Genomic DNA, 21509 nt, shown 5'->3' with positions numbered 1-21509 from the left:
ACTATTACGCTTTTCGGAAAGAGCAGTTGGGCGAGCCGCTGAATGAACTCGATCGAGCAAAAGTAGAACTCGATCAAGCGAAACAACGCAAGGATAAAAAGGCGCGTCAACAGGCAGAAAGCAAGATAGAACAAGCTGCTGAAAAGGGAGTTAAAATTGAACCTCACCTATCTTATTTATGGTATGAAGCTCAGGGTTCTGAACTCAAAAATTCCATTCGTGATGCTTGGCAAAAGCATTTAAATGCCAGCATTATTCCTGATGCGTTTCACTTCACACCTAAACTCTCTGATCTCAACCACTTGCCATCCCTCAGCTTCATGCTGCGCGTTCCATTCAAACTGCGTAAACCCTATCTGAGCAAGGACGATCGCGCTTTCCACTTACTCGATAATCCTGTTCGGAAAGACAAAGTTTTCCAAACCCCAATGGTTGCCTCGACAAGCTGGAAAGGAGCATTAAGGGCAACATTGTGGCAAATGGGATATCAAGAAGAAGATGAGCAAATTATTCGGATTTTTGGTGATGCTCGTGATGATGAAAAAGGTCAATCCGGTCGGCTCTACTTTTATCCAACTTTTTTTGATAAGATTGGGTTAGAGGTAATTAATCCCCACGATCGCAAAACAGGCACAGGCAAAAATCCCATTTTTATCGAGTCAGTTCCAATCAGCGCAACAGGTGACTTTGTTATTTTGGGTGACTTTGTTATTTTGTATGTACCTTTTTGTAAAATTGACGAGAGAGAAGTCGTTGAAGATTTAAAATTAGTTATAAAAGGTGTAGAAGCAATGCTCACAGTTTATGGTTTTGGAGCAAAGACCAGTAGTGGCTTCGGGATTGTTGAGGTTATGGGAAAAGTGGCTTTTGCAATTAGGGCTGATTGGCCAGAGTTAAAACAACCGGAACCGGAAGTAAAAACATCAGAACCCGATCTACATCGCTATCTGGTTGTACCTGGACGAATCGATCCAGATTTCTTAAATCCTGATGGTAGTTTCAAGTCTAAAGAACAATACTTGCAAGGAAAGTCTGGGAAAAAACCTGGACAGCTTTACGACAAGGCTAAAAAGTGGTGGGATAGTGAACAGCTTAGATTAGCGGAAACTGCGAGAGTAGAATCAATACCTGAAGCTGAACCGTCGCCAAAACCAACTATGACTGAAGTTTGTTTTGATAAGTTGAGTGATTTGGGCGAGCGCACCCAGCAAATAGCAGAACCTCTACATCAAAGTGAGGAAATCAGCCATGACTCATAACCTACAAGATTTAGCGGATAAACGTGATGCCCTTCTCTTGGCAGAAGTAGCAGCATGGCTACATATGCTAGGAAAATTGCATGAAGATTTTTTGAACGATCCCCAGAGTGGGATTGATATTGAAATTCCTTCAGATTTAACAGAAAGTTTTACTGAACTAGATCGGCTATTAAGAGATCCGTCATGGTCAGGGCTGATTTGGGCTCAACTCGGCATTTCTGAGTTTCAATCTAGTTCCGTAAGTTTTTTCGATTTTATTAAAAAGCATAGAGAGCAAGAACCTAAAAAGATTACACAAGGATTAGTGCGTTTGATGCACGATGCACATGGACGCGGATCGGGAATTGAAAAAGGAGTCTTGAATCGCTTCGCACCTAGTCAATCAGGTACAGTCTATCTATCAACTGCATTTGGTACTGAGAGAAACACTATCGATCTCAAACAAACTGAGCGTCACAAATTGTATGATTATTTGCAAAAAAATATCAACCAGTTAAATAATTTATTTTCTAATTCAACGTTTGACTGGCAAAAAAACCGTAAAAATTTTATCTGTAAAATAGAAATATACTTTCGCCAAACAGTTGCCGAAACTCGCCGTCCATTGAGTGATGTTTCTTTGTTTGACCAGACTTCCGCCAGTGTTGCCTTTCTCAAAGCAGCATTAGCACAAAATCTACTAGCAGTAGCAGGGTGGAAAGAACCTGTTACTGATATCATTCAAGACAAATATCACTGGCGATTACTAAAAGTTGGCTTAGATGGTCTTGCATTTTGGGGTGATTCTGTTCGCATTGGTGACTTGCTGGCACGTAAAGAGTTGATTGGCCAAGCCTTGGATAAAGTCCAAAAAGTTATAGAAGAGGAATATCCTCTGGGATTACAAGTTTATAGAGATGAGAATGGTAGTGTCTTTATTGTTCCAGATGTTGATGATTTACTTGATGCGACGGTCAAATCAGGAAGTTCATTGCATGAACATTTGCAAGAAATCGCCAACCATCAGTTTAAGGGTGAAGCCTGTTGGACTTTAGAATTGAGCGATCGCACTCGCAACACTCTGAAATTCGGAAGATTGGTAACTTCTCCGCCCGATCAACTCACTGCTAATTCTCAATCGATCGCACCTTATTGGAACATTAAAGAAAAGCAGGATATTTGTCCAGTCTGCAACTTACGACCAATCGGTTCGAGCGACAAAGCATTAAGATTAAAAGTCTGCGATCTATGCTGCGATCGGCGGATTACTCGCGCTAAAGACTGGACGGAAAACCTACCCACAACAATTTGGATTGATGAAGTTGCAGATACTAACGGTCGTCTTGCCTTAATCGTTGGGCGCTTTGAACTAGAATCATGGCTGATGGGTGAAGCATTTAATAGTATAGTTTCTTCTAATCCAGCATCTCAGTTATGGAAAGAGCGAAGCAAGCAACATAATTTTGACTATCAGCAGTTACTCAGTGACATTCAAAATGCTTTGCAAAAGAAACCTCAAAACAAACAACAATTTGTTCCCAATACGTTGCTAGATGGTTTAGTACCTTCAAATTCGCGCGGATTGCGTAAAGGCGAAAATCCCCCACGGCTACAGCCATTTTATGATTTACAAGTTACCGATACTGATTTAGGTGAAGATCCAAATTCAGGCAAGAAACGAATTGAAGACCCATTTCTTCTAGCTCTGGCAATGATGCGGCAAAATCCCTCATTTGCTCGCTTGCGACGTGTATGGGAAACCACTCAAAAATTTTGGCAAGAAGTCATAAATCATGTCCCAGATACACAGCTACCAAAAGTGAAATGTCGGCTCATTATTAAAATTAGACTGTCTGAAATTTCTCGACTCAAATTAGTCAATTTTGGAAACTACGATTTAGTTATTAGAAACGTTAAGCTAAGTGTTTTACTCTGGGATGATAGGCTTATTACAACAGATAACCTTCGGTATGTTGCCAAAAAACTGCACACATTCTCTGATGCAAGAGGAAATGAAAACAATAATTTATCCTCAGATAATGAAAGAGCAGCTAGTTTTATTCGTAGGCAATTACTCAATCAGCAAGTATCGATAGAAGAGCCTACTGGATATGGAAGTTCTAACAGATTGCGCGGTCAATTGGAAATCAACGATGATGTCATTACATTTAATTCCATAGAATACAGTCCTGTGATTCAAATTCTCACTGAACCTAGCACTTTCATTGCACTTGTTCCAGCAAACAATCTTAATTCTCTGGAGTCTCTGAATATAGTCACAACAATCAAAACGAAATACGATCGCGAAATGGGCAAAGTTCGCAACCGCCTCCCCTTGCATCTAGGTGTCGTATATTTCAATCGTCGTACCCCTCTGCGATCGGCTCTGGATGCGGGACGGCAGATGTTGAACTACAAATCGCCTGCAGATAAGCAACTCTGGGAAGTGCGATCGACAAGTAAAGGAAAATTGCCGGATGAGAAGAAAGAACTGGCAAATGGGACTAAACAATTTGATGAAACTATTACTCTTGAGTTAACTCAAGGCGATCGCACTATCACCTGGCACGTCCCGGCCCAAATGGGTGATGGCACAACTGAGGATAGTTGGTATCCCTACATCTTTCTAGAAACAAATGGTGATGACAGCCAAGTGAATGGACGGCAAAGGGCAATCAAAAGTCAGCGCCCTGGTGAAACAACACCCTGCTGGCTAGTTCATGCTGCTGATTTAAAAGAGGGCGATCGCATCTATTTCACACCCTCCACCTTCGACTTTGAATTCCTCGACAGCACCGCCCGCCGCTTCGAGATTTACTACGACGACAAAAACGGTCGCCGTCCGCGCCAGACTCGTCCCTTCTACCTAGAAGACCTCGATCGCTTCGACATCCTCTGGAAAATTCTAAAAACCCTGGAAACCTCACAGCGCCATCAGATAATTCATACGATCGAAGCCACCCGCGAAACCTGGTACGGGCAAGATGAGAAAAATCAGTCTGTGCAAGATCCCGTGTTTCAGCAGTTTGTTGAAGACACCCTGGCGAAGGCTGCATGGCCTAAGGACAAAAAATGGTGGAGTATCCCTAAAGCTGAACGTCAGCAACTCATTCAAGCTGGGGTGCGCGGCGAACTGGCAGACTTGGCAGAACTGCACATGGAAATCTTAAAGGAACGGTAAGGAAAACAACAATGGCAACCTACAAACGGCAACGCTACCTGTTTATGACCCTCGACCCCGTGCATATCGGCACTGGGGGCTATCGCCTGGGACGGGTTGACAAGAGCATTGTGCGAGAACCGGGAACCAAAATTCCCAAAATTCCTGGGACGAGTTTGCATGGGGCGGCGCGATCCTACGCAGCCCAGTTGTATGAAACGCCAGAAGCCGCCGGACAAAGCCATGACAAAGTTACAGGAAATATAGCTGAAAATCCGGTCTGTTATACGTTTGGCTATATCAAGAACATTAATATGTATTCTGGTGTGGTGAATATTTTTGATGCTCATGTGCTGCTATTTCCCGTGCATTCGATGGTTGGTCCCGTGTGGGTAAGTACCAGAGAGCGATTAGACGAAGCTGGTTTTACCAATTTGCCTGATGACTGGAATGATGTTACCACTGTTGTTTTGAATTGGGACAAACCTGATAAACGATTAAATCTAGGCTGGTTAATGGTCAATGTTGCTGACCAGAAAGCAGAAATACAAGCACCTTTTGAATGGCGAGATGAACCGCGCTACAAAGCTATTAGCACAATTGTTCTCGTCAAAGATGCTCTTTTCAGCCAAGTCGTAAATAGTAATTTAGAGGTACGAACATCGGTGGCGATCGATCCGAATACTGGTGCAGCCGACGAAGGAGCTTTGTTCACATACGAAGCTATTCCCCGCGCTACCTTCCTGACCGCAGAAGTTGTCCTTGATGATTACCGCGATGGCGAGGAAAATCGTCCATTTCCTAAAGATAAAACTGCTAAAAATAATCCACTACCAGGAGATTCTTGGAAAGGTGCGTTGTGTGTAGTGAAAGCAGGGTTCCGTATGATTGAATGGCTCGGAGTCGGTGGTATGGGTACGCGCGGCTTTGGGCGCATGGCAACAATTGGCGCTCCTGTAAATGTAGAATTAGAAACTATTTTTAGCAAAAAGTAAGGCAATGATTAATCCAGAAAACAATCTCGATCGCCTCGCTGCAAAAAAAGCACAGGCATTTATTGCTAATACCAAAAGTCAAAAAGCTAGTGATGTAGAAAATACAGTCACCAAGACATTAGGCGTTTTGCAAGAGGATGGCGTATATGCCTGTTTGCTCTATCTACTCGCTAAAGAGAAAGATAATGGTAAGGCTGTGGTTGCAGAAATGCTGAATCTGTTAGAGGAATTAGGTTTTGGCTGGAACAAGCCAATGAATAACGGACAGATCGATCTTCGCTCTGAAATTGTTTTAAAGCATATTACCGATAATGTAACTCAAAATTTAGAACGATTATTACTCACGAAAGAAACGCTAGAACAAATGCTTATTTATGCCCGCTATGGCGCAAAAGCTCGTCAAGTTGAGGAAAAACCAAAAAATGAGCAGGAGGAAACTCCGTGACCTGGACAGCGTATCGATTGGTGTTTAAGCTGAAATCCCCAATGCACATTGGCTGTGGCAAAGTGGGCAACGTGCAGCGCACCCGTCCCTATGTGACTGGACGAGTGTTTTGGGGCGCACTAACGATGCGATTAACCCGCGATGGAACCGATGGCTCTGCGACTGATTCAACGCAGTATGAATCCTATGGAAACAAAGTCCACGAGCAGTTAGCTTACACTTACTTTTATCCTGCAATAAAATCAAATGGAGACTATCCAATCGAATGGTTTTGGAAGAACGAAAGTCTGTTTCGTCGCTATTTTTTGAGTAGCTATAACAGCACTGCGTTGGTGTATCCCCAACAAGCAGCCGATGAGGGATTGTTGCATGAAGTTGAGTTTATTTCACCTCGCACATTAGATAAAGGCGAACAGGTTTATCTGGTGGGTTATGTGTTTGAGAAAGAGAGTTGTAGGGTCAACTGGAAAGATGCTTGTCAGAAACTACAAATGGGTGGCGAACGGGGTTACGGGTGGGGCATGGTTGAAATAGTTGAGATTAAACCACTTGAAAATCAAGATTTGTTTAATGGCCAGGCAGTCTCGATCGAGAATGAAGATAGAGTTATCATCCAGGCAGAACGAGTGTTAGCCCATACCTCATCGACAAACTTGGTAGCTAGTGGTGAGATAGAGCCTTTGGTGGGTCGGGAATGGCGATCGAAGGAATCAACCAACCGCTATGCCGGACAATATGTAAGCTTTTGCGATCTTTGCTGGATTCCCGGTAGTACAGTCGCGCAAAAGTCGGATTTTGCGATCGGAAAATTTGGCATTTGGCATTTGTCACAGTGATAGCGACTAGATTCTAACCCCGATCGCGCCTATGCTAACTAAAGCAGATGATGTCTCTGTTGGTGGAGGAACTCAGCGAATGGGAATTTCGATGATAAATTCGGTCCCTTTACCTGGTTCTGAGAGGCACTGCAATTTGCCGTTGTGTTTTTCAACGACAATTTGGTGCGAAATTGATAAACCTAAACCAGTGCCTTTACCTACTGGTTTTGTGGTAAAAAACGGGTCAAATAAACGCACGATCCGATCTTCGGGAATGCCCGGACCGTTGTCTTTAATCCGAATACAAATGCTATTGTTATCAATCATTTCAGTTTGAATCGTAATTGTAGGAAATATAGTATCGGCTGTATTTTTTGCTTGGCTGCTGGTTTCTTCTAAGGCGTCGATCGCATTGGCCAATAGATTCATGAAAACCTGATTTAACAGTCCGGGATGGCATTGTATTTGCGGCAGTTCTCCGTATTTTTTAATCACTTCAATGCCCTGCCAGTTGGCCTTGGCTTTGAGTCTGCTGTTCAACATTAACAAGGTACTTTCTAAACCTTCGTGAATGTCGGCTGTCTTGATTTTCGCTTCGTCGGCCCGCGAGAAATTGCGTAGAGTTTGAATAATTTCTACAATTCGCTCGCACCCTATCTGCATCGAATTGAGCAATTTTGGCAGGTCTTCTGCGAGAAATTCTAAGTCTATATCATCGGCTTGTTGCTGAATTTTGGCGGGTGGATTTGGGTACTCTTCTCGATATACTTGGACTATTTCTAACAAGTCGAGAACGTAGCCTCGGACGTGGCAGAGGTTGCCGGCGACAAAGCCAACTGGGTTGTTAATTTCGTGGGCAATTCCTGCTAGCACTTGTCCGAGGGAAGACATTTTTTCGGTTTGTACTAACTGCATTTGAGTTTGCTGCAATTCGCGCAAAGCTGTTTGCAATTCCAGAGATTTTTGCCGATCGCGCGAGGCGGCGGCGGCCCGTTCTTCCTCAACTCCGATCGCTGCGGCAATAATTCCGATCAGCTTGCAGTCGGCTTCTGTGGGCGCGATCGACTCGGTGTAGACAACGCACAGCGCACCCACATAATTGTTGCCCAGCCGCACGGCTTGTCCCAGATAGCTTCGCAGTTGGTAGCGGATGACAGCGGGATCGGTTTGGGCGTAGATCGTGTTCTGCAAGTCAGGAATGGCCACAGCCCGATCGCTTCCTTTGTGGCATACGTCGGTGCAGACGCGGCCTTCGGCGCGATCGACCGGCGGGTAGTCCGGCGGCGCTTGCCAAGTCGCGATCGCGCGCAGCAGTCCGCCACCTAAGCGGCTGTATATGGCGCAGTTTCCGCCCAAAAGCTCGCCGGCTAAGGATGTCAGGCGCTGGATGTTCTGGGCCGCGTCGGTGGTGAATCCCAAAAAGCACTCGTTGATTTTGCTGAGGCGGTACTCTGCTTGCCGGCGCGCCGTCATGTCGCGGGAGTTGATCACAATTCCTTTCACAGCGGGGTCTGCTAGCAAGTTGATGCCGACGCCTTCGAGAAAACACCAAGAACCGTCAGCGCGGCGGAACCGACCTTCTAGGGCGATCGGATCGCCTGGATTTGCGATCAGTTTTTCGCCGTCGGACATCACCGAGGGCAGGTCGTCAGGGTGGATGAAATCTAGGGCAGTTTGACCGGCGAGTTCATCGGGTTCGTAGCCCAAAACTCTTTCTACAGAAGGGCTTTCGTAAACAATGCGACCGCTGGCGTCGAGAATAGTAATGATGTCGGAACTGTTGAGAATTAGCGATCGCCACTTAGCCTCATTTTGGAACAAAGCTGACTCGGCTTGTTTGCGATCGGTAATATCCTCTACCATTTGCAAAATAAACTGCGGCGTTCCCTGACTGCTGTCGATCGCAGAGGCGCTGAGGCGTCCCCACCGGATGCTGCCGTCTTGGCGGAGGTAGCGCTTTTCTATTTGGTAAGCTTCGCGCCAGCCCGCGGCCAACTGTTGGCGCAACTCGCGCGAAGCTTCTACGTCTTCCGGGTGCGCGCATTCGTCGAGGCCCACACCCCGCAGTTGAGCTTCCGATCTCCCCAGCATAGCTTGAAATGCCGGATTAGTGGCGATCGCAACACCTTCGAGAGTAGCGACTACCATGCCGATCGCAGCGCGTTCAAAAATTGCCCGAAACCGCTGTTCGCTGTCTCGCAAAGCTGCATCCGCTGCCACTTCCTGGGTGATGTCCCGCCCCGCCACTGCCAAACCTTTGCGCGAACCGTCGGGGTTGAACAGCGGCACTTTCCGCACTTCAAACAAATTGCTGCCGCCTGTAGGCAAGGGGACAATTTGGCGGCTGGAGGTAAGAGTGCCTGCTTGCCAGGTGGTTTCGTCGGTTTCCTGCCAAGTTAGCAGGATTTCTCTGACTCTCGGATCGGCTGCGACAGCGAGTTCGGCAGTAGTTTTGCCCTGATAGTCTGCGGTTTCCCAGCCCAAAAGTTGGAGGGCGCAGTCGTTGGCAATCAGCCAGCGCCCCTCGCTGTCTGTAAGGTTGATCGCGTCGGGGACGGCGTTAATTGCGGTTTTCAGCCAGTATTCTTGATTTCGCAAGGCTGCTTCGGCTTGTTTGCGATCGGCGATTTCGGCGACGGTTCCTTCGTAGTAAAGAACTTCGCCGCCTGCGTCGCGGACTTCGCGCACGTTTTCCGAGATCCAGGTAGTGCTGCCGTCCCGGCGGCGGACGCAGGACTCAAACTCTTTCAGGGAACCGTTTTTGCTGATTTCTGCCATGAAGGAAGCGCGGCGGGTGCGATCGGTGTAAAGGTTGTTTGCCGAACATTTGGCGATCAGTTCTGACGGGGAATCGTAGCCGTACATTCGGGCTAGTGCCTGGTTGGCGCTGAGGTAGCGCCCGTCTGGGGCGGTTTGAAATATGCCTTCGGTGGCGTTTTCAAAGATGCTGCGGTATTTTGCCTCGGCTTGTTTGAGGGCTTCTTCTGCTTGGAAGCGATCGGTGATATCAGATTGGACGCCGATGAAGTGGGTAACGATCCCGCTGCTGTCGCGCACCGGCGAGATGGTGAGTTCGTTCCAGAAGGGGGTGCCGTCTTTGCGGTAGTTTTTCAGAACTACTTTGCAGTCGTGTTGTTCTTTCAGGGCCGCGCGGATTCGATCGACGGCAGCGCGATCGGTATCCGGGCCTTGCAGGAAGCGGCAGTTTTTCCCGATTATTTCGGTGCGATCGTAGCCTGTAATCCGCTCGAAAGCCCGGTTGCAGTAGACTATAGGCTTGTCCGGCCGAGTAGCGTCCGCGATCGCGATGCCGTTGCTGGTAGCTGCCAGGGCGCGATCGTACAGCCTCCAGACTTCTTCTATTAAATTCGGTGTGCCGCCAGTACGAGTCGGCGATAGCGTTTCAGAAGGAATGCTGATATCGATCTGCATGAGTTTCTATAAATTGAGTTTAGTTTATTGTCTATCCCGACTTGCAGCACACCCTATAGTTTAACAGAATTGCCTATTCTCCGAAGGTCCAAGTTAGAAGACTCTTATGCAGGATTTTTGCGGTAAATTATACCTCAAAAAAATTGGCTTGACTCATTTTTTTTTCTGCTTGTTTCTGCCTTCAAAGGAATCCTGCTTGTTAATTTATAATAGCTTGTCCAGCGATAACTCTATCTTTGGGATGGTTTACTTAGCCGAGTTTATGCTGCTTGCAGGTTGGCGTCTTTATTTTTGCGAGTGAATTAAAAATTCTAGCATTTGGCTATAGTTAAATATTTTTTTATTAATTTTTAATTAAAAAATTTAAATTTTTCTGAAAAAAGTCTAGGAAAAATTAATTGTGAACGAACACAGCAAGTTCTGAAATATCGTCGATCGCGAAAGTCGGTTCTAGGGCTAGACACTCAGCGCGATCGCCATATCCGTAAGCCGCCCAACAAACATCTATCCCAGCGTTTTTAGCAAACAGCAAATCAATCGCTGTATCGCCAACCATTAAAATTTGACTGTTATCCAACTCCGGGAACAGCGGTTTAATAATCGAGTGAAAAACAGCCGGGTTTGGTTTCATAATTATTTCTCCGTTGTCACCTAATATCAAATCAAAAAAACTGTGAATACTCAAATAATTTAGTAATACATTAATAAAATTAACGTGTTTGTTGCTGAAAACTCCCCGGCTCAATCCAGACTGGCGCGCCAACTGCAAGACTTGCTTTGTCCCGGTAAATAACTCTACCTGCTTTTCACCTTCCGTCCGATAATAAGAGCGGTAAGTTTCCACCCATTCAGGAATTGCGCTTTCCTCGATCGCCGGATGGAGGATTTTAAAACTATTTGGTAAATTGATGCCGATCGTACCTATAATAGTATCAGCAGCAGGCGGGGTAATATTGAAACTTTCAAAAGTTTTGGTAAAGCAAAATACAATAGCTTTGTGAGTAATTGCCAAAGTGCCGTCGAAGTCAAAAATAATTAACTTGTACTGACTCATTTTTCTTAAAAATTATTTTTAGCAGCCGCAGATTTTCCATGTTATAATAACATTATTAATCTCTCATTTCCCAATTATAAGTATAATTTTTCAACATTCAAGAGGTCAACATGAGTGTCACCGAAAAACCAGAAATTATAGCAACAGATTTCCCCGACCACACTCAATTACCAGACTCCGACGGTACTTTTGTGAAAAACTTTCAAGAACATCCTCAAAGCATCCTGTTAACAACGTCTGTTCGACCCATTTTAGACCAAATTCATCCCGACGGACAATACTGCATCGGTCAAGATTCCGGTATTTATTGGCGAGTGGCCCAGCCCCCGGAACCGCCAGAAAGATGAGCCGAAGCACCTAATTGGTTTTACGTGCCCGACGTGCCGCCAACTCTTGACGGAAATCTTCGCTGCTGCTATGTAATGTGGCAGGAATTAATGCCGCCTCTAATTGTACTTGAATTTGTTTCTGGCGATGGCAGTGAAGAAAGAGATAGGACTCCTCGCCAGGGGAAATTCTGGATTTACGAGCGGATAATTAGACCTGCTTTTTACGGCATTTATGAAGTCAAAAAGGCACAAGTTGAAGTGTATCATTTGGTAGAAGATAGATTTGAGTTACTGCCGGAAAATCAGCGCGGACATTACCAAATCGAGCCAATGGGATTGGAATTAGGCATTTGGCAAGGGATTTATCAGGGCATAGAGCTGCCTTGGCTGCGCTGGTGGGATGCTGAGGGGAATTTGGTGCCGGCCGCTGAGGAACGAGCCGAACAAGCCGAATTAGTGGCAGAACGAGAACGACAACGGCGCATAGAAGCTGAATTGCGAATTCAAGCTTTGGAAGCGCGTTTGCGAGAGTTAGAAGGCGAGTAATTCGATTTTAGATTTTAGATTTTAGATTTTAGATTGGGGATGACTGATGATTATCGGGGTTGGGTTATTCATAAGTCATTCGCAATTATTCAATCCTTCAAGCCAAAATCTAAATTCGCATAAGTCGCCGATTCCGGTAGAGACACGGCAATTCAGTTTGCCTAGGAATATCATGTGCTGTAACAACCCGATCGCCTAGCAGCCTCCTCAGAAACGATATAAACATTCATCGGTTATTATCAAAAATTTGCGTATATTAACTTAAGTATTGCATCACTTTTCGTGTAAGTCCTATGGCACTAATTGTTCAGAAATATGGCGGAACCTCGGTTGGCACAGTCGATCGCATTCTGGAAGTAGCCCGACGAGTTGTAAAAACAGCACAGCTTGGCAACTCTCTGGTTGTCGTACTTTCGGCGATGGGCAAAACCACCGACGGTTTAGTTAAACTCGCCAAGGAAATTTCCGCAAATCCCAACAAGCGGGAAATGGATATGTTGCTTTCCACTGGGGAACAAGTCTCGATCGCACTTTTAAGCATGGCATTGCAGGAAATGGGACAGCCCGCAATTTCCCTCACCGGCGCCCAAGTCGGCATTGTCACCGAAGCCGCCCACACCCGCGCCCGGATTTTGCGGATCGATCCCAATCGGCTTCAGAGTCAGTTAAAAAACGGTAAAGTCGTTGTGGTTGCGGGTTTCCAAGGCATCGCCGATGCCGGAGAATTGGAAATTACCACCTTGGGGCGCGGCGGTTCCGACACGACAGCAGTGGCCCTCGCAGCAGCGCTGCGGGCCGACAGGTGCGAAATTTATACCGACGTGCCCGGAATTCTGACTACAGATCCGCGCTTGGTTGCCGACGCGCAATTGATGGACGAAATCACTTGCGACGAAATGCTGGAATTGGCGAGTTTGGGCGCAAAAGTCCTCCACCCGCGCGCGGTAGAAATTGCCAAGAATTACGGCGTGCCCCTGGTAGTGCTTTCTAGCTGGAGTGACGCCCCCGGTACGCGGGTAGTGTCCCCACCCCCACAACCCCGGCCTTTGGAGGGCTTGGAGCTCGCAAAAGCGGTGGATGCGGTGGAATTTGACTTAGATCAGGCGGGGGTATCGCTGCTGCGTTTGCCCGATCGCCCCGGCGTAGCAGCGCGGTTGTTTGGTGCGATCGCGCAGCAAAACCTCGATGTTGATTTAATTATCCAGTCAATTCATGAAGGAAATACTAACGATATTGCCTTCACAGTGACGAGAAATTCGCTGAATCAAGCTGTCGCGGTTGCAGATGCGATCGTACCCGCCCTCGGCAAGAATTCTCGCCCAGAATTGGGAGAACCGGAAGTGAAAGCAGAAGAGCGGCCAATAGCTAAAGTTAGCATTGCGGGTGCGGGAATGATCGGTCGTCCGAGGGTAGCCGCGCAGATGTTTAAGACTTTAGCGGATGCGGGAATTAACATTCAAATGATTTCCACTTCCGAGGTAAAAGTTAGTTGTGCGATCGATGCCGAAGATTGCGATCGGGCTGTTGGCGAACTCTGCAAAGCATTTGATGTGGCCAACTCCCCTATTGGGCTGCGTTCACCATCCCAAAAACCGCCCGCAGTCCGCGCCGTTGCGTTGGATCTCAACCAAGCGCGTCTAGCAATTCGCCAATTGCCCGATCGACCCGGAGTAGCCGCAAAACTGTTCGGACTTTTAGCCCAGGAAAATATCAGCGTAGATACAATTATTCAGTCGCAGCGCTGCCACAATATCGACGGCATATTAACTCGCGACATTGCATTTACCGTAGCACAAATTGACGCCGAAGCTGCTAAAAACGCCCTCGAAAAAGCCGCCCCCGAATTTGGATGGGGCGAAGTAGCAGTCGATACACAAATTGCCAAAGTTAGCGTTGTCGGTTCCGGGATGGTAGCGCATCCGGGAGTAGCGGCAAAAATGTTTGAAGCGCTTTCTCGCCAGCAAATCAACATTCAAATGATTGCCACTTCCGAGATTAAAATTAGCTGCGTTGTGGATGAGGAACAAGGTGTAACTGCTTTGAAGGCAATACACGCAGCCTTTGAACTTGCCGGCACCGAAAAAATCCAAGTTCCCGCCTAATACTTGTTTGCAGTCGGGAATTAAGATTGCGTCCGATCGGTGCTTGTATTGCAGTTTTCGGTAGGGACACGGCAGTGCCGTGTCCTTGCAAATATCGCGGACACAGCAGTGCTGTATCCCTACAAATATATTCGGATTTGGACACGGTAATCCCGTGTTCATACAAATATCGATCGACCGTCAGCGATCGGAGTTTTGAGTGCAAATTTCACAGCATGAGGCTGTGTTAAAATGAAACTGGCGATCGGCTAAAAGGGATTGAATCTTATGACTGTAGCAAAGGAACAGATTACTGATAGCAGTAGCAATAGCGGTTTATTGAATTTCCGAATCACTGTTGAACGTCTGATCGAGCTTTTAGATTTAGAAGAAGAGGATGAGTACGGAATTTTAAGACCTACTGAATATGCTTTCAGGACAGCGATGAAATTAGTTGTTGAGGCATACGATAGCATGGGAAACAGTTTTCCCAAATGCTCTACAGGTACAGATGACAGAGGGAGTATTACACTAGATTGGGCCAGCTTAGAACCAGAGCGTACAGTTCGCCTATTTTGTCCATTCAGTGCGGAGCAACCAGTTGACATTTATCACCATGCAAAAAATGAAAATGCGGTCGAAGATATCGCTTCATCATCAACATTAGTTTACTGGTTGCAGTGGTTTAACAAAATATGAGAGAACCATCTTCAGGGAGTGCGTCAGAGTTTGAAACATTACCGGGTCGTACACTTGTTTACCGAGTTCTCCGAAAAGGATGGATAGATCGGGATAGATCGATCGTCAAATCGGACGCCTACTATTTGCGGAAAAATATAAACGAACAGGGTATTTCTGTCAATTTTTCCATAGAGCAATCTTTGAGTGCATTGAGAAATTGTGAAGGAGTTGCTAGCCTGGATTTAGGGAAAATTCGAGAACTAGGTCTAAATGTAGTACGTGACTCTTCATCTCATGGGAGTATTATAGGCTTGCCCTATCGTGAAGATAACCGTCCAAGGGCTGATGAGCTTGCACTTTTGTTAGCAAGACAATCTCGAATTGTATGGGAATCTTCGTCAAGTTGATATCAGCAATTTAAAAGGACAAGCTGTATATATTCTTCAGTTTTTCTTTGTGGTTCATTTGGCTCATTTGACAATAAATTTTGACTTAATATTTCTTGGGCGATCGCCTCCACCACCGGTACACAAACCGAATTCCCAATTTGCTTGTAACTTTCCCCCGCACTAGGATAACTTTTAAAATCTTCAGGAAAACCCATAAGACGGTAACATTCCTTCAGCGTCAACTTTCTCACCATATCTTGCTCGGGAATGTAGATAAAAAACCTGCCAGATGTTTCTTGCGAAGGAATTGTCGGATGCACTCCATCTACCGAATAAATGCGATTAGGCTGTCTGTGAACTCTCGATAAATGTTCTGTATTCGGCCTCACGCCTGTTTTCCAAGTACCTTTATTTCTGTAACCTACAAACAAAAGTCCCGAATCTTGCTTTCTCGGATAATCAATTAAAGTATACTCTGACTTGTCCAATATTTCAAAATCCCCTGTCTCGTCTAGAAATTCCCTGAGTTGCGGAGTAAACTTGCTTTTAAGTCGAGAAAAATTGAAGGGTTTGCCTTGAGTTCCAATAATAAATATTCTTTCACGATGTTGAGGAATTCCAAAGTCTTTAGCATTCAGCATTTTGTAATTCACGCTGTATCCCAAATCTTCAAGACTGGCAATAATTACTTTTAAGGTATTTCCCTTGTCGTGATGGATTAAGTGCTTGACATTTTCGAGAACGATAACTTTAGGCTGCTTGATTTTGATGATTTTACAAATATCGAAAAATAGCGTACCTCTAGTATCTTCAAAACCCAGCTTTTTGCCGCAGATGCTAAAAGGTTGGCACGGAAACCCGGCGACTAAAACATCAAAGTCTTCTAACTCGACGGGATTGATTTTACTGATATCTCCAAAAGGAACCTCACCGAAGTTCTGCGTGTAAACTTCTCGGCATTTGCTGTTAATTTCGCAGGAAAAAACGCATTTAAAGCCGATTTTTTCAAACCCTTGTCTGAAACCTCCTATTCCTGAAAACAAATCTATAAATTTCATTTTGGCTCAGCTTTAACACAAACAAATCATCTATACAATAATAACCGATTTTGCATCATAGATAAGTGAGCAGCCGCTAAAAAAACCGAATGCTCAGATCCCCGACTTCTTGAAAAAGTCGAGGATATAACAGCGATCGCGTCTTAAGTTCACTCATCAATTTCTCTGTAGAGCCCGATCGACTGTAGCATAGGAGCGATCGGCAAATTGCAGGAATTGTCGATCGCCCAAACTTTCCCCCCATTCAACCAACCAATGTCCCAAACTTGTCCCGCAGCCGACTAAACTAGAAATAGCACCAAAAATTACAGCTATTGTCTACTTTCTTTTACCAACCATGAGTCAAACCTTGGAAAACCTCACTGCAATTGATGACAAGCTATCCAAACGCCACCTCGATCTCGATCCAGGCGGCTACTTCATCATCTATCTCGATCGCGAAACCAGCTTAATTTGTGCCAAACATTTCACCAACATCATCGACGATCGAGGCCTGGCCGTCGATCCCGAAACTGGTAAACCCATCCCCGCCCGCGGCAAAGTAGAACGCACTCAGGCCACACTTTTTACCGGCAGAACCGCTAAAGAACTTTGTGTCAAAATCCTAGAAGAAACCCGCCCCAGTCCGGTGACAATGTTGGATCACGCGGCTTATCTGGGACGGGAATTTGTGCGGGCAGAAATTGCATTGTTGAGCGATCGAGAATACGTTCAAGATTAGTGCAGCCCTGCCAGAATTTATTGACAAAACGGCAACTTACTAGAGTGGCATTGCATTCAGGCAATCGTGATTCTTGAAATTATCCGCGTTCATCTGTGTGTATCAGCCTGTCATCTGCGGTCGATCTATTAAAGATTTATGCAATGCAAGTCTATTGCATCAGACAGCAACCGATCACGAAAAACCTTGATACCAGAAATAAGTCACCATCGGAATCACTGTCGCCAATACCAACAGCACAACCACAACAACTGTGGCATTGCCTTGGTCTGTTTCTTCAGCTTTTTTAAACGTGCCTTCAACTTGAATGTTGTCAACAACTTCAGGAGGACCCGGATCGGGTTCGCCCGACAAAACAGTTGCAATGCGCGTACTTGCAGCCGCAAATGCCTCGTTGTATTTATTGCCTTCCCGCAGCGGCACTTGCACGGTTTCCCCAGCTACACTCTGGGCAATTTCATCGGTTAGCAGGGACTTAACCCCTTCGCCGGTGCGGATTGCCGCGTTGTTGGTAACAGTGTCGAGAACGAGTAAAATTTGATTAGTCTGGTCTTCTTTTTCGGGAAACCACTGTTCAAACAGTTGGTCTGTGAAAGTGGCAGTCGTTTCGCCGTAGTCTAAGCGGTGGATGGTGACAAACCTGACTTGTTTCCCTGTTTTGTTTTCCAGATTGTCGAGCACGCTGCTGATATTGCTTTCGCTGCTGCGGCTGAGTACGTCGCCTTTGTCGAACACCCAAGTACGATCGCCCGCCGACAACAGCGGCATTTCGTACACGCCCGTCGCCAATGCCGGCAATACCGCCATCTGGGATGCGATTAGGGCGATCGCGATCGCCGCCGCCAAAGGTTGGAGATATTTTCTCCAATTAAATAATTGCTTCAGGAGTCTAGTCATGAGGTTAACCGTAAAACTGACTTTTTTCCAAAAATACTATAGAAACCCCCGTAAAATTCATTTTACACAGGGCAATATTTACAATTAGCTCGCCACTCGAACTCCCCGCCCGATTATTTTAGGATTCTCACTATGGAACCAGCAGACACTTATAAAGGTTGGATTATTCAATCTCAGAAAGTCTTCTACGTTGAGGTTTGGGATAGCCGCGGCAACCGCCACGTCGCCGTCCAAAATGCCAAGACTGAGGAGGAAGCTTTGGAATTGGCCAAAAAGTGGATAGACAAATATGAGTCAAAACCCGGAAGAATGGCGATCGACGTACCCCATCCTTTCGGAGACATGATCGATATGCCATTTTGAAGTCAGCAGTCAGCAGTCAGCAATCATTAGTTGGTTGCTACAAATTACCAATTGCCAATAACCAATACAAATTACTCCTTGCCCGTTACCAATAGTCATGAGTTATTGGTTATTGGTTAATTACTACCAATTCCCAATTCCCAATTACCCATTACCGATGACTACTGGCGAAAGCAAGCCGTCTGCTAAGAAATTCCTCGCAATTTCCGCGTATTTTCTACTAAACTCCGAGCAAATTCGTCGAACCTTTCAGACAGTTTTTCATCCAACAATTTACCGTCGGGACTAAAAGCTTTCCAAGCTTGTCCGATCGCAATTTGTTCGGGAATTACCCAAGCGTGCACCCATCTCAAAATGGTTCGCAAATCGTTGAGTGCGTTGCTGTTAACTTGCCCTCCCAAAACGCTAATGGCACCCGCAACTTTCCCGTCCAAATGCTCAAAACTCATCAAATCCAGGGCATTCTTGAGAGCACCGCTGACGCTGCCGTGATACTCCGGCGTTGCCAAAATCAACCCGTCGGCTTCCTTAACCGCATTCTGCAGCTTTTCCACATCAGGAAACTTATGATAATCATTCTCTCCGTCGCAAAAGGGCAGATTAAGCGATCGCAAATCGAATATTTCAACTTCAGCGCCCAAGGCCTGCGCCCGTTCTGCTGCTACCTTCAACGCTAACTGGCTGTAGGAGCCAGCCCGCAAACTTCCGCCAATGCCGACAATTTTTACCATAAAACTCAAAAACCGCAACTAAAGCGTACTCATTACGACTATGAATAAGATAGCAAGTTCGATCGGCAACTGTCAATCGATTTGAGATTTTGGATTTGAGATTTTAGATTTACGGACGCGGCCGAGAAACCGGGTTTTTGCCAAAATTCTTTGTCAAAGCCACAGATTTGGGGAAAAACCCGGTTTCTGAGTCGCAGTGCGTAAGTTCAAGAACGGGCCGAGAAACCGGGTTTTTTGACCAAAATCCTTCGTTATAACCGACAGATTTGGGGAAAAACCCGGTTTCTTGAGGAGCAGTGGATTCAAAACCCCCTTCTTGAGGCGTTTCTTCAGATGCCAGCGAGAGATAAACCCATTCAACACCCGCCCTCTTGTTAAAATAAATAAAGGTAGCAAACCAAAAACGGTCAATCTTGGCAGTCTTCAACCTTGGGCAAAGCAATATGAAAAATTCTTGGCAACACGCATGGCTGGGGCATCTCGCTGTAAACAAAGACAAATCGAGCCAGAATCCTAAAAAATCAATTCCAGGACGGAATCTTTGGCGCATCCTGGGCAGTTTGGTGATTTCTCAAGGAATATTGCTCTCGACCCCGGTTTTTGCCGAGAGCACGCCAACCAGCATGAGTTACAGCCAACTGATCGACAACATAGAAAAAGGGCAAGTCAGTAAAATCGAAATAGACGAAACTCAAAGAACTGCCAAAGTTAGGCTAAAAGATCAAAAAAGCGATCGGGCCCAATCAGTTACCCTGTTCGACTACAACAACCGAGAACTGTACTCGCAAATCCGTGCCAAAAAGATTGACTTTGAAGTCAAACAAACACCCGACAACGCAGCGGCAGTCAGTTTAGTAGTAAACTTGCTAGTGATTTTTGCGGTGTTGGCAGTGTTGATGGCAATCATGCGCCGATCGACCCAATCTCAAGGAAATGCCATGAACTTCGGCAAATCCAGAGCACGTTTCCAAATGGAAGCCAAAACCGGCGTGATGTTCGACGACGTAGCAGGCATCGAAGAAGCTAAAGAAGAACTGCAAGAAGTCGTAACTTTCCTCAAAAAACCCGAACGCTTCAACGCCATCGGCGCGAAAATTCCCAGAGGAGTTCTGTTAATCGGACCTCCGGGAACCGGCAAAACAATGCTGGCAAAAGCCATCGCAGGCGAAGCAGGCGTCCCCTTCTTCAGCATCTCCGGTTCCGAATTTGTAGAAATGTTCGTCGGAGTCGGCGCTTCCCGCGTCCGCGACTTGTTCCGCAAAGCTAAAGAAAATTCCCCCTGCATCGTCTTCATCGACGAAATAGACGCCGTAGGAAGGCAGCGCGGCGCCGGTATCGGCGGCGGCAACGACGAACGCGAACAAACTCTCAACCAGTTGCTGACAGAAATGGACGGGTTTGAGGGGAACAGCGGCGTGATTATCATTGCAGCTACCAACCGCCCCGACGTGCTCGATACCGCCCTGCTGCGGCCCGGCAGGTTCGATCGCCAAGTAACGGTAGATTTACCCAGCTACAAAGGGCGTTTGGGGATTTTGCAAGTTCACGCGCGCAACAAAAAACTCGACCCAGAAGTTGCCCTAGACACGATCGCCCGCCGCACTCCCGGCTTTTCCGGTGCCGACTTGGCAAACTTGCTCAACGAAGCAGCCATTCTCACCGCGAGGCGTCGCAAAGACACTATTAGTAACTTAGAAGTTAACGACGCGATCGACCGGATCACGATCGGGCTCACCCTCAACCCCCTGCTCGACAGCAAGAAAAAGTGGATGACAGCATACCACGAAGTCGGACACGCCCTAGTCGCGACAATGCTCAAAAATGCCGATCCAGTTGAAAAAGTAACGATTATTCCCCGTTCCGGCGGGGTAGAAGGCTTTACGAGCTTTGTGCTCGACGACGAAATGCTCGACAGCGAAGGTTTGAGGAGTCGGGCTTTGTTGTTAAACCGGATTACAGTAGCTTTGGGGGGACGGGCGGCGGAAGCAGAAGTTTATGGCGATGCTGAAATCGACACCGGTGCCAGCAGCGATCTCAGAAAAGTTAGCAGTCTCGCCAGGGAGATGGTAACACTTTACGGAATGTCCGATTTGGGGCCTGTGGCTCTGGAAAGTCCTAACAATGAGGTGTTTTTGGGTCAAAACTGGAATTCGCGATCCGAGTATTCCGAAGAAATGGCAATCAAGATCGATCGGCAAGTCCGGGAAATCGCCTTTCACTGCTACGAAGAAGCTCGCCGGATTATCCGCGAAAACCGCGCTTTGGTAGACAAACTTGTCGAAGCGCTGTTGGATGAAGAAACGATCGACGGCGACGAATTCCGCCAAATTGTCGCTCGGTACACCGAGTTGACCAAAAAAGAGTTGGCCCCAACGTAAAGAGTCATCAGTCATCGGCCATTAGTCATTAGTTATTCAAGTTTGTAGTGAGGACTTTATTCCTGATTCTCGAAAAAAGAAGGACTTTATTTCTTACTACAAACCAAGAAAAATGACTGCTAACTAATCACTAATGATATCAACTCCGGTAGCATCGAAATTAATATTACCTACAGTCAGCACACTGCCAGAG

The 21509-nt window shown here is 46.3% G+C and carries 16 protein-coding genes and 1 pseudogene; 11 read left to right on the top strand and 6 right to left on the bottom strand.

All coding sequences use genetic code 11. From position 1 onward, the window contains the following. Positions 1-26 precede the first annotated feature (26 nt). The 5 genes from QUA80_RS20040 to QUA80_RS20020 are packed head-to-tail and all read left to right on the top strand — an operon-like array spanning position 27 to position 6674. Entirely contained in the window at positions 27-1259 is a 1233-nt protein-coding gene (locus QUA80_RS20040; protein ID WP_333426852.1) for an RAMP superfamily CRISPR-associated protein, read from the top strand. After that, positions 1249-4419, top strand: a complete 3171-nt coding sequence (locus QUA80_RS20035) for a CRISPR-associated protein Csx11 (RefSeq protein ID WP_333426851.1) — start codon at positions 1249-1251, stop codon at positions 4417-4419. The genes QUA80_RS20040 and QUA80_RS20035 overlap by 11 nt, the downstream gene beginning before the upstream one ends. An 11-nt stretch (positions 4420-4430) precedes the next feature. Further along, positions 4431-5393: a type III-B CRISPR module RAMP protein Cmr4 gene (gene cmr4, locus QUA80_RS20030; protein WP_333426850.1), complete on the top strand. Its 963-nt coding sequence runs from the start codon at positions 4431-4433 to the stop codon at positions 5391-5393. A gap of 4 nt (positions 5394-5397) precedes the next feature. Further along, on the top strand, positions 5398-5838 hold the full coding sequence (locus QUA80_RS20025) for a hypothetical protein (RefSeq protein WP_333426849.1): 441 nt from the start codon (positions 5398-5400) through the stop codon (positions 5836-5838). Next, complete coding sequence (locus tag QUA80_RS20020) at positions 5835-6674, top strand: RAMP superfamily CRISPR-associated protein (RefSeq protein ID WP_333426848.1); 840 nt, start codon at positions 5835-5837, stop codon at positions 6672-6674. Before QUA80_RS20025 ends, QUA80_RS20020 begins: the two co-directional genes overlap by 4 nt. 72 nt (positions 6675-6746) lie before the next feature. On the opposite strand, the gene QUA80_RS20015 is transcribed toward QUA80_RS20020, so the two are convergent. Together QUA80_RS20015 and QUA80_RS20010 are read right to left on the bottom strand one after the other, a co-directional pair. Further along, the gene (locus QUA80_RS20015) at positions 6747-10088 is read right to left on the bottom strand and encodes a PAS domain S-box protein (protein WP_333426847.1); all 3342 of its coding nucleotides are present in this window, start codon (positions 10086-10088) and stop codon (positions 6747-6749) included. Between the two features lie 394 nt (positions 10089-10482). Continuing rightward, a complete protein-coding gene (locus QUA80_RS20010; RefSeq protein WP_333426846.1) occupies positions 10483-11142 on the bottom strand; it encodes an HAD family hydrolase in 660 nt (219 codons plus the stop codon). 110 nt (positions 11143-11252) lie between these two features. Between QUA80_RS20010 and QUA80_RS20005 the strand changes: the two are divergent. From QUA80_RS20005 to QUA80_RS19995, 3 genes and pseudogenes are all read left to right on the top strand, one after another. Beyond that, positions 11253-12017, top strand: a pseudogene (locus QUA80_RS20005) (Uma2 family endonuclease). A gap of 293 nt (positions 12018-12310) precedes the next feature. After that, complete coding sequence (locus QUA80_RS20000) at positions 12311-14119, top strand: aspartate kinase (RefSeq protein ID WP_333426845.1); 1809 nt, start codon at positions 12311-12313, stop codon at positions 14117-14119. A gap of 267 nt (positions 14120-14386) precedes the next feature. Then, positions 14387-14797 (top strand): hypothetical protein, encoded by a 411-nt coding sequence (locus tag QUA80_RS19995; protein ID WP_333426844.1) that lies wholly within the window; start codon positions 14387-14389, stop codon positions 14795-14797. A gap of 391 nt (positions 14798-15188) precedes the next feature. Here QUA80_RS19995 and dcm read toward each other — a convergent pair whose 3' ends face one another. Then, entirely contained in the window at positions 15189-16226 is a 1038-nt protein-coding gene (dcm, locus tag QUA80_RS19990) for a DNA (cytosine-5-)-methyltransferase (RefSeq protein ID WP_333426843.1), read from the bottom strand. A gap of 337 nt (positions 16227-16563) precedes the next feature. On the opposite strand from dcm, the gene QUA80_RS19985 reads away from it, so the two are divergent. Next, positions 16564-16947 (top strand): DUF4346 domain-containing protein, encoded by a 384-nt coding sequence (locus tag QUA80_RS19985; protein WP_172189606.1) that lies wholly within the window; start codon positions 16564-16566, stop codon positions 16945-16947. A 174-nt stretch (positions 16948-17121) separates the two neighbouring features. Here QUA80_RS19985 and psb32 read toward each other — a convergent pair whose 3' ends face one another. Next, entirely contained in the window at positions 17122-17844 is a 723-nt protein-coding gene (psb32, locus tag QUA80_RS19980; protein WP_333426842.1) for a photosystem II repair protein Psb32, read from the bottom strand. A gap of 132 nt (positions 17845-17976) precedes the next feature. Between psb32 and QUA80_RS19975 the strand changes: the two genes are divergently transcribed. Continuing rightward, positions 17977-18207 carry a hypothetical protein gene (locus QUA80_RS19975; RefSeq protein WP_190734279.1) on the top strand — a complete coding sequence of 77 codons (231 nt, stop codon included), beginning with the start codon at positions 17977-17979 and terminating at the stop codon, positions 18205-18207. A gap of 185 nt (positions 18208-18392) precedes the next feature. Here QUA80_RS19975 and QUA80_RS19970 read toward each other — a convergent pair whose 3' ends face one another. Beyond that, a complete protein-coding gene (locus QUA80_RS19970) occupies positions 18393-18938 on the bottom strand; it encodes an NADPH-dependent FMN reductase (protein WP_333426841.1) in 546 nt (181 codons plus the stop codon). A gap of 109 nt (positions 18939-19047) precedes the next feature. Further along, on the bottom strand, positions 19048-19365 hold the full coding sequence (locus tag QUA80_RS19965; protein ID WP_333426840.1) for a hypothetical protein: 318 nt from the start codon (positions 19363-19365) through the stop codon (positions 19048-19050). A gap of 16 nt (positions 19366-19381) precedes the next feature. Between QUA80_RS19965 and ftsH the strand changes: the two genes are divergently transcribed. Further along, the gene (gene ftsH, locus QUA80_RS19960; protein WP_333426839.1) at positions 19382-21316 is read left to right on the top strand and encodes an ATP-dependent zinc metalloprotease FtsH; all 1935 of its coding nucleotides are present in this window, start codon (positions 19382-19384) and stop codon (positions 21314-21316) included. The last annotated feature ends 193 nt before the right edge of the window (positions 21317-21509 follow it).

It is taken from the genome of Microcoleus sp. F4-D5 (assembly GCF_036704885.1).
Taxonomy (GTDB): domain Bacteria; phylum Cyanobacteriota; class Cyanobacteriia; order Cyanobacteriales; family Microcoleaceae; genus Microcoleus.
This window is presented reverse-complemented; position numbering and strand designations above follow the sequence as displayed.

Excerpts from the sequence above, each read along its gene's own strand:
- QUA80_RS19970 (WP_333426841.1), bottom strand. The coding sequence starts at position 18,938 with ATGGTAAAAATTGTCGGCATTGGCGGAAGTTTGCGGGCTGGCTCCTAC.
- cmr4 (WP_333426850.1), top strand. The coding sequence starts at position 4,431 with ATGGCAACCTACAAACGGCAACGCTACCTGTTTATGACCCTCGACCCC.
- QUA80_RS19975 (WP_190734279.1), top strand. The coding sequence starts at position 17,977 with ATGGAACCAGCAGACACTTATAAAGGTTGGATTATTCAATCTCAGAAA.
- QUA80_RS19985 (WP_172189606.1), top strand. The coding sequence starts at position 16,564 with ATGAGTCAAACCTTGGAAAACCTCACTGCAATTGATGACAAGCTATCC.
- ftsH (WP_333426839.1), top strand. The coding sequence starts at position 19,382 with ATGAAAAATTCTTGGCAACACGCATGGCTGGGGCATCTCGCTGTAAAC.
- psb32 (WP_333426842.1), bottom strand. The coding sequence starts at position 17,844 with ATGACTAGACTCCTGAAGCAATTATTTAATTGGAGAAAATATCTCCAA.
- QUA80_RS20025 (WP_333426849.1), top strand. The coding sequence starts at position 5,398 with ATGATTAATCCAGAAAACAATCTCGATCGCCTCGCTGCAAAAAAAGCA.
- QUA80_RS20010 (WP_333426846.1), bottom strand. The coding sequence starts at position 11,142 with ATGAGTCAGTACAAGTTAATTATTTTTGACTTCGACGGCACTTTGGCA.
- QUA80_RS20015 (WP_333426847.1), bottom strand. The coding sequence starts at position 10,088 with ATGCAGATCGATATCAGCATTCCTTCTGAAACGCTATCGCCGACTCGT.
- QUA80_RS19995 (WP_333426844.1), top strand. The coding sequence starts at position 14,387 with ATGACTGTAGCAAAGGAACAGATTACTGATAGCAGTAGCAATAGCGGT.
- QUA80_RS20035 (WP_333426851.1), top strand. The coding sequence starts at position 1,249 with ATGACTCATAACCTACAAGATTTAGCGGATAAACGTGATGCCCTTCTC.
- QUA80_RS20000 (WP_333426845.1), top strand. The coding sequence starts at position 12,311 with ATGGCACTAATTGTTCAGAAATATGGCGGAACCTCGGTTGGCACAGTC.
- dcm (WP_333426843.1), bottom strand. The coding sequence starts at position 16,226 with ATGAAATTTATAGATTTGTTTTCAGGAATAGGAGGTTTCAGACAAGGG.